Annotated in this window: 14 protein-coding genes; 4 read left to right on the top strand and 10 right to left on the bottom strand. The window is 60.6% G+C overall.

The window, feature by feature from the left end; translation table 11 throughout:
- Positions 1–36 precede the first annotated feature (36 nt).
- A complete protein-coding gene (locus EPZ47_RS11105) occupies positions 37–921 on the bottom strand; it encodes a LysR family transcriptional regulator (RefSeq protein ID WP_135844804.1) in 885 nt (294 codons plus the stop codon).
- Positions 922–1,071: 150 nt separating this feature from the next.
- Between EPZ47_RS11105 and EPZ47_RS11100 the strand changes: the two genes are divergently transcribed.
- The 3 genes from EPZ47_RS11100 to EPZ47_RS11090 all read left to right on the top strand — a co-directional run bounded on the left by EPZ47_RS11100 (position 1,072) and on the right by EPZ47_RS11090 (position 5,884).
- The gene (locus EPZ47_RS11100) at positions 1,072–2,274 is read left to right on the top strand and encodes an MFS transporter (protein ID WP_135844803.1); all 1,203 of its coding nucleotides are present in this window, start codon (positions 1,072–1,074) and stop codon (positions 2,272–2,274) included.
- Between the two features lie 211 nt (positions 2,275–2,485).
- Entirely contained in the window at positions 2,486–2,926 is a 441-nt protein-coding gene (locus EPZ47_RS11095) for a hypothetical protein (RefSeq protein WP_135844802.1), read from the top strand.
- A 30-nt stretch (positions 2,927–2,956) separates the two neighbouring features.
- Entirely contained in the window at positions 2,957–5,884 is a 2,928-nt protein-coding gene (locus EPZ47_RS11090) for a DUF4132 domain-containing protein (protein ID WP_135844801.1), read from the top strand.
- A 193-nt stretch (positions 5,885–6,077) separates the two neighbouring features.
- Here the strand turns inward: EPZ47_RS11090 and EPZ47_RS11085 are convergent, their stop codons facing one another.
- The 8 genes from EPZ47_RS11085 to EPZ47_RS11050 are packed head-to-tail and all read right to left on the bottom strand — an operon-like array spanning position 6,078 to position 13,787.
- Positions 6,078–7,268 (bottom strand): ABC transporter substrate-binding protein, encoded by a 1,191-nt coding sequence (locus tag EPZ47_RS11085; protein WP_135844800.1) that lies wholly within the window; start codon positions 7,266–7,268, stop codon positions 6,078–6,080.
- Entirely contained in the window at positions 7,265–8,239 is a 975-nt protein-coding gene (locus tag EPZ47_RS11080) for a CobW family GTP-binding protein (protein ID WP_135844799.1), read from the bottom strand. Before EPZ47_RS11080 ends, EPZ47_RS11085 begins: the two co-directional genes overlap by 4 nt.
- On the bottom strand, positions 8,236–8,535 hold the full coding sequence (locus tag EPZ47_RS11075) for a hypothetical protein (protein ID WP_135844798.1): 300 nt from the start codon (positions 8,533–8,535) through the stop codon (positions 8,236–8,238). Before EPZ47_RS11075 ends, EPZ47_RS11080 begins: the two co-directional genes overlap by 4 nt.
- 13 nt (positions 8,536–8,548) lie before the next feature.
- On the bottom strand, positions 8,549–9,298 hold the full coding sequence (locus EPZ47_RS11070) for an SDR family NAD(P)-dependent oxidoreductase (RefSeq protein ID WP_135844797.1): 750 nt from the start codon (positions 9,296–9,298) through the stop codon (positions 8,549–8,551).
- A gap of 49 nt (positions 9,299–9,347) precedes the next feature.
- A complete protein-coding gene (locus tag EPZ47_RS11065) occupies positions 9,348–10,109 on the bottom strand; it encodes an SDR family NAD(P)-dependent oxidoreductase (protein ID WP_135844796.1) in 762 nt (253 codons plus the stop codon).
- A gap of 10 nt (positions 10,110–10,119) precedes the next feature.
- Entirely contained in the window at positions 10,120–11,460 is a 1,341-nt protein-coding gene (locus tag EPZ47_RS11060; RefSeq protein WP_135844795.1) for an MFS transporter, read from the bottom strand.
- A 30-nt stretch (positions 11,461–11,490) separates the two neighbouring features.
- The gene (locus EPZ47_RS11055; RefSeq protein ID WP_003234086.1) at positions 11,491–12,369 is read right to left on the bottom strand and encodes a polysaccharide deacetylase family protein; all 879 of its coding nucleotides are present in this window, start codon (positions 12,367–12,369) and stop codon (positions 11,491–11,493) included.
- 41 nt (positions 12,370–12,410) lie between these two features.
- A complete protein-coding gene (locus tag EPZ47_RS11050) occupies positions 12,411–13,787 on the bottom strand; it encodes an amidase (RefSeq protein ID WP_135844794.1) in 1,377 nt (458 codons plus the stop codon).
- A 343-nt stretch (positions 13,788–14,130) separates the two neighbouring features.
- Between EPZ47_RS11050 and EPZ47_RS11045 the strand changes: the two genes are divergently transcribed.
- On the top strand, positions 14,131–15,123 hold the full coding sequence (locus tag EPZ47_RS11045) for a GntR family transcriptional regulator (RefSeq protein WP_406550163.1): 993 nt from the start codon (positions 14,131–14,133) through the stop codon (positions 15,121–15,123).
- A 127-nt stretch (positions 15,124–15,250) separates the two neighbouring features.
- On the opposite strand, the gene EPZ47_RS11040 is transcribed toward EPZ47_RS11045, so the two are convergent.
- Complete coding sequence (locus EPZ47_RS11040) at positions 15,251–15,703, bottom strand: MarR family winged helix-turn-helix transcriptional regulator (RefSeq protein ID WP_135844793.1); 453 nt, start codon at positions 15,701–15,703, stop codon at positions 15,251–15,253.
- Between the last annotated feature and the right edge of the window lie 35 nt (positions 15,704–15,738).

Raw genomic sequence — 15,738 nt, 5'->3', positions numbered from 1 at the left:
CGGGAGCCCAACCACGGCTCCGGGCGAGTAGCAGGCTCAGCGCTTGAACAGCTCCGCGTTCATGAAATCAATGAACACCCGAAGCTTCGGTGCCAGGTGCTTGCTGGAGGGCCATAGCATCCGGAAGGTGCTCTGGTGCTGATTGAAATCGTCCAGGACGGTGACCAGTTCACCGTTAGCGAGGGCATCACGCACGGTAAAATCCGGCACACAGGCGATCCCCAATGCATCACGCACGACATGAAGCAAGGCCTCGGTGGTATTGCACAGCAAGGCTGCCGGGAGGTTGAGCTCAACCTCGCCTTCTTGCCTGACTGGCCAGACCTGCAGCCTGCCAGTGCTGGGGAATTTATAGAGCAGGCAGGCATGCTGCAGCAGATCCGTAGGCACCTGCGGCGTACCGTGTTTGGCGAAGTACTGGGGTGAACCGACCACCAGCAGCTTGAACGTGCCCAATGGACGCGACATCAGCCGGGAGTCATTCGGCTCCCCGGTACGAATCACCACATCGAAACCTTCCTCGATGATGTCCACCAACCGATCGGAAAAATCCAGGTCCAGTTCAATGCTCGGGTAGCGACGCATGAAGGCGATCAGCGTGGGCATGATCAAATCCGCAACCAGCGGCACACTCACCCGCAGCTTGCCCCGTGGCGCTTTCCGGGTTTCGGACAACTCCAATTCCGCCGCTTCCACTTCGCAGAGAATGCGCCGACAACGCTCGAGAAAAAGCGCGCCCTCCGCCGTCAGCGTGATGCTCCGTGTGCTGCGGTGAAACAGCCGTACGCCCAGGCGTGTCTCCAGCCGGGCGACACTTTTGCCCACCGCCGAGGACGAAATACCCAGCGCTCGCCCGGCCTCCGAAAAGCTGCGGGTTTCAGCGGCCCGAACAAAAAAATCAATCCCGCTTAACGATGCCATGACAACCCCATTGCGGACATTTTTTCCGATGTGTTACGTACTCTAGCATTCTTGTCTCATCCAAGGCAGGCACCTACCGTAGTGGCCAGTACCGACCCCGTAATTGACGACACCGTCGAGTGCGTCAACAGCGCCGCCAAAAGGTGAACCATGACGATTGCCAATACCCACATCGAGCTCCCTCCAGACGTTGCGCAAGCCCCTGCGCCACTGCCCATCGGATCATTGTTTGCCCTGGCGTTGGCCGCATTCATTACGATCCTGACCGAAGCATTGCCCGCCGGCCTGCTCACTCAGATCAGCGAAGGGCTGGCCATTTCCGAGGCGCTCGCGGGCCAGTGGGTGACGGTCTATGCCATCGGCTCGTTACTCGCGGCTATCCCACTGACGGCAGCCACCCAAGGCATGCGGCGACGGTCGCTGCTGTTGTCCGCGATCGCGGGCTTTGCCGTTGCCAACACGGTTACGGCGCTTTCAACCAGCTACGGCTTGACGATCATTGCCCGTATGCTGGGTGGCGTTTCAGCCGGGCTGCTCTGGGCATTGTTGGCAGGCTATGCCGCCCGCATGGTGCCAGAGAGCCAAAAAGGCCGAGCCATCGCGATCGCCATGGTCGGTGCGCCACTGGCATTATCCCTGGGTGTGCCTGCCGGGACCCTGCTCGGCAACCTGATCGGTTGGCGGATGAGCTTCGCGCTCATGAGCCTGTTTGCAATAGCCTTGATGGTCTGGGTGCGGCTGAAGGTGCCTGACTTCCCTGGCCAAACCGCCAACAAACGCTTTGGCTTGGGCCACGTCATCACGCTGCCGGGCGTTCGACCGGTCCTGTTCGTGGTGCTTTCGTTCGTGCTGGCACACAACATTCTCTTCACCTACATCGCCCCATTCCTAGGTGCGGCCGGACTGGCCGAGCGCACAGAGCAGGTGCTACTGGTTTTCGGCGTCACGTCACTACTGGGCATCTGGGTCGTCGGCGTACTGATTGATCGGCATCTTCGGCCATTGACGCTTGCCGGCACGACACTGTTCGCCATCGCGGCGTTGATGCTGTGGGTGAAGAACGACAACCTGGTTGTGATCTATATCGCGGTTGGGGCCTGGGGGATCGCTTTCGGAGGCGCGGGAACCTTGTTCCAGACTGCAATAGCCAAGACGTCGGGAGATGCGGCGGATGTCGCCCAGTCCATGTTGGTCACAGCCTGGAACCTGGCCATTGCGGGCGGCGGGATCATTGGGGGCGTGCTGCTGGATTACCTGGGCGTCGCTGCGTTTGCGCCTGCCCTGATCGCTCTTCTGATCATCACGTTAACGGTGGTGTGGTCCGCCAGGCACCATGGTTTTCCACGCATCTAGGTTCCATTGGTGGCATGGCTCCAGCACGGGAAACATGAATTGTCCTCCCTGCAAATATGCCTGATGGTCAATGCTCGGGGACTCCTGCGCCGGATACCGCCGGGCGCTGTTGAAATCGCAGCCACAACGCCGCCGCGCGATGAAGTTTATTGCAGACCGGGATATGCTAAGCGCCATCCGCCCGGCTGGCCTGGCTTGCAAGGAATGCGTCATGGAATTCGTGGTTCATAGCTATTGCCTGAAAGGCGCACGCCAGGAGCCTTTGCTGCCCCCTGTCACCCTGACACCGACCTCGTTGACCTTGACGGTCGCCGAGCTCATTCGCCTGACCGTTGCCGAACAGATCGCCGCACTGTCGGTCCAGCACTGGCTGGCACACGTGTCGGTGCGTGAAGTGCTCGACCGCCAATACCTGAGCGAGCGGGACATTCTTCAGCAAGCCAGTGAAGGCGCGGTTGTCATGCCTCAGCCTAGCGCGTCTCCAGACCTGGATGTCGGCGTTGAGGTCGAGCGCGCCTTGAAGGGTTTTGAAACCCGTGCGTTCCGCGTTCTGCACAACGGCGTCATGCTGCAAAGACTCGATGAGTCAATCGAGTTGAGCCCCCCTTCCTCGCTCGCGTTTATCCGCCTGGTGCCGCTGATTGGCGGTTGATCCTCGTCGCTCACTTCCTCGGATTCCCTCATGCAATCACGCCGTCCTGTGCCCGAACAAGCCACACGCCTCGCTGCGCTGCGAGCATTCTGCGATAGAGCGCTGGATGACTATCCCGAGCTCAGCCGACATGACGAATTCGAGCTCGATTTCTGGGACGGCATCGACTTCCTGCGCATAGCCGATGACTGGGTCAGGCAGCACCCCCAGGATGGCCCCAAAGCACTGGCCGATGGTTTTGTGTTCCCGACCGTTTGGGACGATCTGGAAGACCGCCGCGATCAACAGCGCTATGGCCTGCAATATCGACTCTGCGATGCGTGGATCACTGCGCATCCGGATGCCTATGCCTTGGAGCAGATCGGCGCGCGACTGCAGCACATGCTGCAATTTGCCTTCGAGGACAGCGACTATCCATTGCCCACTGACGAAGATAGCCCTGCCTATTACCGAAGAAGTCCGGACCAGGCCTGGGCCTTCCCTGACGTTCAGGCTTGCATCAATCGCCTGAGCCATTACCCGTCCACCCCGGCCTGGCAGACCTTCGCCGAATGGTTGCTGGACGGCAGTTGGAACCGCGTGCAGCCCCCTTCCCCGCCTGATGAAGAACAAAGGAAAGTCGCCGACGCGTACATCTACGTGCACAAGGAAATCCAGCGCATCGCTCTGGGCCTGCTGGAAGCGGACCGCCTCGATTACCCGCGTTTCGTCCGGGCGGCCAATACCTGGGGCCGCGCCATGATGTTCTACTCGGACGACACAGGACTGGACAGCGATGATGTGGACCTGAATCAGTACGCCGATGAAGGATTCGACGAGGACACTTCAGACGACGAGGCTCCGGAAGACGAAGGCATCGATGATGAGTCGCCGCAGAGCGATGACATCCCCTCTGAAGAACCCGTTGCAGTGCATCCTATCCTGGCGAGCTTCACCGTTCGTTACGTCGAGGACGCCCTGGCTGGACTGCCCGATAATGCCGAGAAGCTGGCTGACACCTTCCGTTTGGTAGAGGTGTATCAGTCCCGCTGGCTGCTGCAGGCCCTGGCGGTCATCGAACGACTGGGCATGACGCCGGATGACTTCGATAGCTTCGGCGATACGGCCGCGGTGCTCCAATGCTTCCTACTGCTTCAGGATTTGCCCAGGACCCAATCGGCAGAGCTGCGCGCGGCGTTGTCCGGCTTTTCAAGAAACACCCTGCTCACCGCCCTGCCCTACGCCGGCCAAGCCAGCCGAGTGGTGCTCGACGCGCTCGGTTGGAGTGATCTGCAAGCCTTCCAGCGTGAATACCTGAACATTGCCCTGGCGCCTCGGTCCGGCTGGGGCAGCGACCTGCCCAATACGCCGGATGAAACAGTGGGTGTGGTGGACCGTTACCTGCTGGACAAGGCCCTGGCCGAAGCCGACCCAGACCACCTGCGCGAATACCTCGCGGCGCTCGAACCCTCGCACTGGGCGTTTCCCGAGACGCGTGTACTGCTCGACGCCTACCAGGGCATCGGCCGACCGGCGCTGGAAAAGAAATTGACCCGCCACGCACAGCCGGCAATGCGCATCTATGGCGTACTGCCCGTCACGGGACCGGACGACGTACGCCAGCGCTATCTGACGCTCAAGAAACTGCACAAAGAGGTGCGTAAATACGGCGCTCAACGACAGGCCAACTCCCATGCAGCGGTGCAGGCAGGACTGGAAAACCTGGCGCGTGTCGCCGGTTATCCCTCAGCGATTCGCCTGGAATGGGCCATGGAATCGGAGATCGCCGAATCCGCCCTGACGGCCGCCACCATCGATGGCTATGACATCACGCTCGTCATCGACGGCTTGTCGCCTACGTTGCACATCTGCAAAGCCGGCAAGACGCTCAAAAGCGCACCACCTGCGATTCGCAAGCACGCCGACTTCGTCGCGCTCAAAACGCAGCAGGCCCAGCTCAAGGAACAGATCGCACGCTTCTGCCGTACCCTGGAAGCGATGATGAGCAGCGGCGAAACCCTGGCGCTGGACGACCTGAAGCCGCTGTTGAAAATGCCGGCGGTTCGCCTGCTGCTGGAGCAACTGATCGTGCAGGCCGACGACGCTGCGCTGGGCTGGCTCGATGCCGCGACGCTGACGGTGACTGACCTTGAAGGCCGCCAACACGTCGCTGAAAAGAACCTGCGTATTGCGCACCCTTTTCATCTGTTCACGGCAGGGCAACTGTCGGCCTGGCAGAAAGAAGTGGTCAACCATCGCCGCGTGCAGCCGTTCAAACAGGCCTTTCGCGAGCTGTACCTGCTGACACCTGCCGAACGAGACACCGGCCTGTGGTCCAACCGATTTGCCGGCCACCGCCTGAAAGGCAAAGTCGCCGCCCGGTTGCTGCAGGTGCGCAACTGGTCGACCTCAAGCGTCGAGGACATCTATTACGAGAGCAAAGAGCACGGCATTTACGCCCTGTTCAACTTTCTGGATACCGGCCATTACCTCTCGGAAACAGAGCACTTTACCTTCGACACGATTGCGTTCTACCGCGACCAGAAAGCCATGCCCCTTGAGCAAGTACCGCCGCTGCTGTTCTCAGAAATCATGCGCGACGCCGACCTGCTGGTCTCCGTGGCCCACGCCGCAGACAGCTACAGCACCAGCAACGAAACCCTGCAACGACGCACCGAACTGGTTGGCGAGTTGATTCAGGGGCTAGGGTTGCGAAACGTTAAATGTGAAGGGCATTTTCTGTACATTACCGGCCAGCGTGCGAACTACCGCATTCATCTGGGCAGCGCAGCCATCCATATCGAACCGGGCAACTACCTGTGCATCGTACCCGCCGGCAGCAGCCTCACGGAGTTCTACCTGCCGTTCGCCGACACCGACAAGAAAATGGCCGAGGTGCTGAGCAAGATGTTTCTGTTGCTGGACGACATGAACATCACCGACAGCCAGATACTGGAGCAGATACAGCGCAGCGGCTGATGTCGGCCTTTGCTGTGCGAAAACGCTGTGTCAGGGAGACAAAGTGGCATCTCCCCAGAGTCAGGGCCAGATGCTCATCTCGCGGTCCAAGCTGCTCCAGCAACAAACCAATTCAATGCACGCCCGAATTCGAGACTCTCATTCGGCACTCAAACGCACTCGATGACGGTATTGCCTGGCCAGGTTCAGAAACTCATGGCCTGCGGGAGCTTTTCGCCCCCGCCCGTAAAATATCGCTCCAGCGACGCACTAGATAGTTGTGCTCATCCATTACTGCATTCCAAACAGCGATATGCCCCATCCGCTGCTCATAGGAACCGCCATCGCGCACATCACCGATGTCAATCAGCGGCAAACCATCACTGCCCAGCAACTCCTCCCGCGCAGGTTGACCGGCGTACCAGTAATCCCACTCGGCACTGCTCAGATGGTCGCGGCTGCGCGCCGGATTGCCGATGTAGTAACCCTGGCGCGCCATCACCGCGCCGGGCCAGCCGGACAACCACCAATTGAGGTAGGCGTAGGCCGCATCCAGCACCGGGCCCTGGGCGTGACGCGACAATGACAAACCGCCGAACCAGGCGCGGTAGCCCTCGCGAGGCACCGCCAGACGGTATTTCACCCCGGCGCGATGCAGGCGCATCAAGGTCGGCGACCATAGGCTCTGGATATCGATGCTCGGGCTGAGCATCAATTGTGCGGCCTCCTCATCATCGGACCAGAATGCCGCAAAGTGTCCTTCCCGCTGTTTGCGCACCAGGATGTCGGCCAGCACATCGATCTCTTCGATGCTCATATTGCCGATGTCCTTGAAGCTGGCCAGCCCCGCACCCTGCACCGCCAGCGCGGCATCCAGGGCGCCGATGGCGGCGTCGCTTTGCAGAGCGGTGCGCGCGCTCCACGCGGGGTCCAGCAACCAGCCCCAGCTTTCATTGTCGTGGGAAAAACCGTCGGGCAAGCGTTCGGGGCGGTAAGCGAAACTGTCGGCGTTATGGGTCAGGGGCAGCATGCTGATGCGTTCGGTGACGGTGCTGCCGAGGCTGCCATCGTGCTGCACGAACAGGCGTTCGCTGGGCACGCTGCCGCTGCCCAGCCGGTCATCGGGCGACAGCCGCCCGCGCTTGGGCAGGTCGTTGATCTCATGCCACAACGCAATGCGCCGCGTGTCGATGGGTTGGATCGCCCGGGCCGGCCATACGAAGTCGACGTTGTGGAACCATTGGTCGTACAGGTCGTAGCTGTCGGGCTGCATCACCGCGATGCGCTGGGCCTGTTCAACGTCGTGCACCTGGTACACCAGGCGAATGCCTAGTTCCTGTTCAGCGCGAACGCGCAGGCATTCGAGCAAGGTCACTGAGGTACCGAGGACGCGGAGTGTGATCATGCGGCGAACCGCCGGGAGAACACGTCAAAGGAGCGCCGCAGCAGCACGGGATCGAGGCCACGCAGGATAAACACCAGACGCGATTGCCGATCAGTGCCCGGCCAGGCAGGCAGGTGCACCGGGGCATGCAAGCAATGCTGCACACCATGAATGACGATGGGGGAGTTACTGGCGTTCACGTTGAGCAGCCCTTTGACACGAAGGATTCGTTCGCCGTGACATCTTAACAGCATCGACAACCACACCCCGAAACCCACCCAGTCCAGCGGTTGGTCGAAGGTCAGGCTGCACACTTGCGCAGCGCCATGGGTGGCCGTGGTGGTTTGATGCAGTTGCCAACGGTTGACCTCCACCGCGGGTTCGGCACTACGCAAGCCTTCGCCTAGCAGCAGTTGGTCGCCACTGTGGATGTCCTGGGTATCGAGGATCGGCGTGCCGGTATTGAGCGCCTGCAAGTGCGCGCGCAGTGAAACACAGTCACCCGCCAGGTCGGTCTTGCTCAGCAGCAAACGGTCCGCCGCTGCCACCTGGGCCAGCCATTCCGGGTGCAGGCGCTCTTGCAGCGCGGCGTGGCTGGCGTCTACGAGAGTGACCACCAGGCCGATATGAAAACGCCCGCGCAGCTGCACATCGTTGTTCAAGGTGGCAAGAATTGGCGCGGGGTCGGCCAGGCCGGTGGTTTCCAGGATCACCCGTTTGAACGCCGGGATTTCGCCACGCTCACGGCGTTGCAGCAGGCCGAGCAGTGCGTCTTTCAGCTCGCCCCGGATCGAGCAGCACACGCAGCCGCTGGGCAGCAGCACGGTGTCCGGCGCGACCTCTTCCACCAACAGGTGATCAATGCCGACGTCACCGAATTCGTTGATCAGCAACGCGGTATCGCCAAGACTTTCGCCTTGCAGCAGGCGTTTGAGCAAGGTGGTTTTACCGCTGCCGAGGAAACCGGTGATCACATTTAGGGCGATGCTCATGTGTCTGACTCCAAGTGCTCCAACAGCCGCTGATCGAGGGGGTCCAAGGGCCGGCCGAGCATGGTTTCGGCCGCCTGCCAGAGTTGGTCCAGGCCACTCGCCAACGCCTGTTTACCGGTGGCACCCAACAACAGATAAGAGGCGCCCTGGAAATCCTCGACCTTGAGCCGGAACACCGCCAGTACCTGATTGATCGCGGCGATACGGCGCAGGCGTTCGCGGCGCCTGGGCAGCTCATCGCCCAACGGGTCGCTCCAGTGCAGGTCTTCGCCAAGCAATCCGCAGAGTCCGCACACGGCTACACCCCGCTCATGGCATGACATCGCCGGAGTTCGGGCCCAGGGTCTGGCCGACGAACAGATTGCCACCCGGCTCGCTGGCCAATAGCACCGCCGTCGGCGCAACTTCATCGGCCAGGCCGAAACGGCCCAGGGGTAGCTCGCCGGCCTTGGCACGTTTCCAGTCGTCACTGATACCGCCCACCAGGGGCGTTTCAATGGGCCCCGGTGCAATGGCATTGACCAGCACATTGTCCTTGGCCACTTCCAAGGCCAGGGACTTGGTAAAGCCGATCACCCCGGCCTTGGCGGCGGCGTAATGAGTCAGCTCGGCGCCGCCCTTGATACCCAGTTGCGAGGCGACATTGATAATCCGCCCCCAGCGCTGCGCCACCATATGCGGCAAGGCGCGCTGACTGGCGACGAACACGCTGGTGAGATCGACGCGCAGCATGTCGTTCCACATCTCGATGGACAGGTCGACGCAGCGCGCCTGAGTGAGCATGCCGGCGTTGTTGACCAGGATGTCGATGCCGCCGAAATGCTCGACGCAACGGTCGACACTGGCCTGGGCGCCTTCGACAGCGCCCACGTCGGCCAGGCATTCGAAAACTTCGGCGCCGAGGCTGCGGCAGGTGATGGCTGTTTGCGCGAGGCTTGCGGCGTTGCGGTCGGCCAACAACAGCCGTGCACCTTCAGTCGCATAGGCGCGGGCGATGGCGGCACCGATGCCGCTGCCGGCACCGGTGATGACGGCGCGGCGGTTGGTTAGTTGAGGCATGTAAATTCTCCTGAAGCAAACACAGGTCCCACATTTGAATTGAGTACAGTCAGTCGGGCCAACGCACGGTCAGGCCACCGTCGATGACGATGCTCTGCCCAGTCAGGTAACTCGACGCTTCACTGGTCAGGAACTGCACCAGCGACGCCACCTCATCCGCCCGCCCTACTCGCCCCAATGGAATCGCCCGCGCGGCCTTGGCCAAACCCTCAGGCCCGAGGGAGTTCTTGGCATCCAGCGACTGCGGCGTCTCGATCAACCCAGGGATCACCGCATTACAGCGAATCCCCTTCGGCGCCAATTCCACTGCCAGCGAACGACACAACCCCGGCACGCCGGCCTTGGCCGCTGCGTAATGGCTGTGCTCTTGCCAGCCATATACGCCGCCGGCAATCGACGAAATCGCCACCAACGCACCGCCTTCCCCCATATGCCGAGTCGCCGCGCGAAAGGTGCGCATCACCCCCGTCAGGTCGACATTCAGCATTTCGTCCCACAGCGCATCGGTCATTTCCAGCAACGGCGCACGGCGCAGCAAGCCGGCGTTGGCCACCGCATAATCCAGCCGCCCAAAATGCTGTATTGCTTGCGCAGCCAGTGCGTCCACCGAGGCGGTATCGCCCACGTCCAACGGCAGCATCAGGCACTCGCCGCCAGCTGCTTCCACCAGGCTGACGGTGGTCTGCGGATCATGGGGGTCGGCCGGGTAATAACCGCCCACCACCGCCACGCCACTGCGCGCATAGGCCACGGCGAGGGCTTGGCCGATGCCGCTAGCGGCACCGGTAATCAAGGCAACTTTACAGCTCATCGACTACTCCTTACTGAACGGTTTCCGGGCGCACATGGCGCGCGGCAAACATCAGGACGCCGGACAAAAAGCACGGCACGGCGCCGAACCACAGCGCGGCGGTCTGCCAGTCGCTGCCGGCGGACAACACTTGGGTGGCACCAAACCCTGCGACCACCGCGCCAATCGGGCCCATGGCATGGATGATCGCGCCACCGGTGGCGCGGATGCTGGTGGGGAAACTTTCACTGATAAAGAACAGTGCCGCCGAATACGGCCCGATCAGGAAGAACAAGCCCAGGCTGTACAGCCCGACCACCATCGGCATATTGCTCGGGCCGAACAGCATCCCGGCAAACGACAGGCCGCCGAGCATCCAACCCAAGCCAATCACGTTGCGACGGCCGATCTTGTCGCCCATCCAGCCGTGGCTGAGGTAGCCGCAGTAACCCACCAGGTTCGACAACACGAGGATGATCAGCGAGTTCTCGAACGAGATGTGGTGCACGCTGACGATCACCGAAGTGCCGAGCACGCTGAACACCTGGATCGCCGCCCAATTGAGCAACAGCGCGGCGCCAATCACCAATGTGGCGCGGCGGGCCGGGCCACGGAACGCGGCTTTGAGGCCAGCCTTGCTGTGTTCGTCATAGTCCACGCCGTAGGTCACGGCGACGTTTTGCGCTTCGATCACGGCGCCGTTTTTACGCAACTGACTGATGCGTTCGTGGATCTGGAACTGCGGGCTCTCCTTGAGCTTGCGCGCCATGATCGCAATCACCACCGCCGGGATTGCGGCGAAGATGAAACACCCCTGCCAGCCGATGATCGGCAGCAACAGCGCTGTCAACCCGGCGGCGATCAACGCACCGACCGGCCAGCCGCCCTGCACCAGGCTGTAGATAAAGCCGCGACGTTTGGTCAGCCGTGGGTCTTCAGAGGCGCCATACAACTCGGTCAAATAGGTGGCATTGACGGTTTCTTCGGCATAGCCCAGGCCACCCAACGAACGGATCAGAATCAACGGCGACTTGCCCCACGCCCCACCGATTGCGGTCAGCGCCGAGCACAGGGCAGAACCGGCCACGGTGAAAATAATCCCTTTGCGCCGCCCCAGCCTGTCGACAATCGGGCCGATGGCCAGGGCGACGACGGCGGTACCCACCGCCACCCAGGTCGCGATTTCAGCCTGCTCCACTTCACCCCAGCCAAAGTGCCGGCCGATCTCCGGCAGCAAGGTGCCGAAGAGGATGAAGTCATACACCGCGAACACCCAGGCGAAAAACGCGATCCAGGTGGCGAAGCGTACTTCCTGGGACGTCAGTTGCCGGGGTTTCCAGCCAGTCAGGTCAAGCTTGTTGTAGATGGACATAAATCGCGCCTCGAGGGTGTGAGCAAAGGGTCAGGTACGGGGTTGGCGGCGGATAAAGTCGTCGGCGATTTCGTCAAAGGTGACGAAGCGCACGCCGGCATGGCTCTGGATGTGTTCGATCAGACGCTCAAGCATCAGCAGCACTTGTGGGCGGCCGGACACGTCGGGGTGGATGGTCATGGTGAACACCGCGTGTTCGTGTTCGCGGTAAACCCAGTCGAACTGGTCGCGCCACATTTCTTCCAGGTGACGCGGGTTGACGAAGCCGTGGCTGTTGGGAGCTTTCTTGATAAACATCATCGGCGGCAGGTCGTCGAGGTACCAGTTGGCCGGGATCTCTACCAAGTCGGTTTCTTCGCCGCGTACCAGGGGTTTCATCCAGGTATCGGGGTGCTGGCTGTAGTCGATCTTGGTCCAGCTATCGCCCTTGCGTACGTAGTAAGGGTGGAAGTCGTTGTGCATCAGGCTGTGGTCGTACTTGATGCCTTTTTTCAGCAGCAATTCGTTGGTGACCTTGCTGAATTCCCACCACGGCGCAACATAGCCGGTGGGGCGTTTGCCAGTGACCTGGGTGATCAGCTCGATGGATTTATCCAGGACGATCTCTTCCTGTTCGGCGGTCATCGCAATCGGATTTTCATGGCTGTAGCCATGCACGCCGATTTCGTGGCCGGCGTCGGCCACGGCCTTCATCTGCTCAGGAAAAGTTTCCATCGAGTGGCCGGGGATAAACCAGGTGGTGCGCAGGCCGTAGCGCTCGAACAGTTTGAGCAGGCGCGGCGCGCCGATTTCACCGGCGAACAGGCCACGGGAAATATCGTCAGGCGAATCCTCGCCACCATATGAGCCGAGCCAGCCTGCCACGGCGTCTACGTCGACGCCGAAGGCGCACAGAATGTCTTTAGCCATCATCTCTCTCCTGCGGATTTATCAGATCAATCGGGGGTGTTTCAGTGGTGGCGCAACGCGGCTTCAACCGCCAGCGCAGCTCGCAACAATCGCGAGTCTTCGCCCGGCGGCGCGCTTATCAACATGCCGGTGGGCAAACCGAGCGCATCGCAGCCGCTGGGCAATGACACACCCGGCATATCCAGCAAACTGCCGGGCATCGTCAGGCGCAACGTAGCGAGGTTGGTCTGCGTGAACAGCTCGTCATCGGCTTCCAGTGGCGCCAACGGCGGCGCCACATGGGCCACGCTTGGGGTAATCAAAAACGCGCCATCAAGCTCATCGGTGATTTGTTGCTGCAGGCGTTTGCGTGCGCCGTAGAGGTTGACCAACTGGCTGGCGGGGAATGCACGTGCCGCTTCCAGACGGCGCCGAACACGGGGGTCGAGTCGTGCGGCGGCATCACTGTCCAGCAGAGACTGATGCAGGGCAAAAGCCTCAGGAGCACCGAGCCAGCCTTGTTGCTCAATGAGCCCAAGTGCCGCCTGAAAGGCTGGCGAGGGTCGCAGGTCAATCAGCGCACCGTGATTTTTCAACACGCTCACGCATCGCAGCAGGTTGTCGCGCACCGCAGGCTCTATGCGCTCATCCTCAATGACCGCCTGATCAAGCCAAAATCGCTGCCCGGACAAATCTCGGGGGACGAGCGATGTCGGTTTGGCGCGCCCAAGCAGGATGTCGTCGATGGATAAGGTGTCGCGCACACTGCGTGTCAGAGGCCCCACGCTGTCGAGGGTATGCGCGAGCGGGAAGACGCCTTCGCGGCTGTAGCGTCTGCAACTGCTGCGAAATCCGACCAATCCGTTGAAGGCCGCTGGAATTCGGATGGAGCCAGCGGTGTCCGTGCCCATGGCGATCGGCACGATTCCCGCCGCGACGGCGACCGCTGAGCCTGAGGACGAGCCGCCCGGAATGCGTGGCTGGTCGAGGCCTACGGGATTACGCGGCGTGCCAAAATGGGGATTGAGTCCGAGGCCTGAGTAAGCAAATTCGCTAAGGTTGGTTTTCCCGACACTGACCATCCCGGCTCGCGCCAGTAGACCTACGACATTGGCGTCGAGCAGCGCTGGCGAAATGTCGCGGCGCACGGCTGCGCCTGCGGTTGTCGGACTGCCTGCGACGTCAAACAGGTCTTTCCATGCGATCGGCACGCCGTCCAGCGCGCTTGCCGGCTGTCCGGCCTTCCAGCGTGCGGCTGATGCGTGTGCTTCACGAAGGGCACGTGCCGAACAGAGGGAGATGAACACATCATCGACATCCGCCGTCTTAGCCAGCACTTTTTCCAACGCCTGAACCGGGTCACTCCTGCCCGACGCAAATGCTTCAGCCATCACTAACGCATCGGCTACGGGCCTGATTTGAGAATTGGTGTCGGACATCTGACTCACTCAATAAATGTACATATTGTTAAAATGTACATTTTATAAAGGCAGATAACGTGCCAGAGTGAACATTAATCCGGGTCAGAGTAGGTGCCGAGGTGCGCGGCTTCAGTCAGACGACCGGATTAGACGCCTTCAGCCACTATTAAAAACTCCCATTCGTAGTGCGCTATCGCCCAAGGTGAGAAAGCATCGTCAATGATGGACATTTTCAAAAAGATCCATTTTATTGCAAGAAAGTAACAGGAGCCCCATGAACGCGCGCAGCGACGTAGCCCACGGTGACAATCGTACTTGTGCGAGAATTGCCCCCCTGCCCTTCGAGAAGCGTATGAAATCGATGACCGCCGAGGATTACCGCACCGCATCCCGCTACGCCATGATCCGGCAGGTCCTGCGTGACGCCATCGTTAACGCAGAGGTGGCTCAGGGACTCGTGCTGCTCGAAGCCCCCTTGGCTGACCTGTTTGGGACCAGCCGAGTGCCGGTGCGCAAAGCATTGAATCTGTTGCATGACGAAGGCTTGATCAGCCGATTTGATGGCCGCGGTTATTTGGTCAACCCGAAGGGGATTGAAGTGGAACCCCTGCGGCTAGCCCTCACCCACAAACAGCTCGGCCTTAATAGCAGCGAAGAATTGGTCGATACTCGGCCACTGGGCGAGCGGATATTCGATGAAATCGGCTCGGCTTTATCGACTTGCATTGCTTTTGGACACTATCGACTCGACGAGCAAATGGCCGCCGAGCATTACGGCGTCAGCCGAGCGGTAGTCCGCGAGGCGTTGATGCGTCTGCGTGATCGCGGCCTGGTGGAAAAGGAACCCTACTCCCAGTGGCTCGCCGGCCCGCTCACCGCCAGGGAAGTCACGGAAGACTACGAACTGCGCGCCTGTCTCGAGCCTGAGGCGTTACGCCAGAGTGCACCGGGGTTGAGCCGGGAGTCTCTTGAAGCAATGCTGGCTCGAGTTGCGCAAGCACAGAGCAATCCCCATTGCAGCCTGGCAGAGATCGAGCAACTGGAGGAGGACCTGCATTACCACTGCCTCGCCGGAATCACCAATCGCAAGATCGCTACATTGATCCGGCAGGGCCAGAGCCCCAGGATCATCAGTCGGATTTTCTACAGTCAGTTGGGTCTCGGTCCCGACGAAGCCATGCTGGCCGAGCACCGTTTGATTTTAGAGCTGCTATTGCATGGCGCATTCGACGCAGCAGCGCTGAACCTCAAGGAACACCTTCACCGCGCCCGCCAACGCATGTTGCAGCGGTTGAAAGTTCTGTCCGTGCTACCTGAGCAACAAGTGCCGGAGTATCTGACCAAACTGAGCTGAAAACACGTCCGAAGAGATTGAACAGCGGTCGTATGGTTAGACGCAAATGAAGTCGCCACCCTAGCTGCCTCTGCTCCGTTTCCTATTTCGTCGCACGTTGTTTGGGAAACGGCCAATCGTCTACCAGTCAGTCCGTACAAGTTTCAGGCTCATCATCAAGGCACTCGATACATGCATCCAGCAATTCATGGAGCGCCGCAACGCGATGCACGCCGAGTCGCTCATTAAGTGCCAATTGCGCCTCTTTCCAGGCGCGCCGCCCTTCGGCTTGCTTTGCCAGTCCTGCTTCGGTCACCTGGACAAGGCGGCTGCGCGCGTCGCCACCTGCCCCGACCGTCAACCAGCCTTGAGCAACCAGTGGCTGCATATTCCGTGTCAACGTCGAAGCCTCCATTTGCATTCGCCTAGCCAGGTCGCTCGGGCGAATGGGACCCAGTCTGACGACGTGTGACAACAATGAGTACTGCGTGTTTTTTAATCCGGACTCGGCGATATAGCGATCGTAGTGACGCGTCACCATGCGATTGAGCTGGCGAATCTTCAGATTGGTGCAACCCTGTGGCTTGGTCATATTTTTCATGTTATAGATTGTATCTACAAGTATTGCATATACAA

The organism is Pseudomonas viciae, from assembly GCF_004786035.1.
Taxonomy (GTDB): domain Bacteria; phylum Pseudomonadota; class Gammaproteobacteria; order Pseudomonadales; family Pseudomonadaceae; genus Aquipseudomonas; species Aquipseudomonas viciae.
The sequence above is the reverse complement of the archived record's forward strand: the minus strand, read 5'-3'. Positions and strand labels throughout refer to the sequence as shown.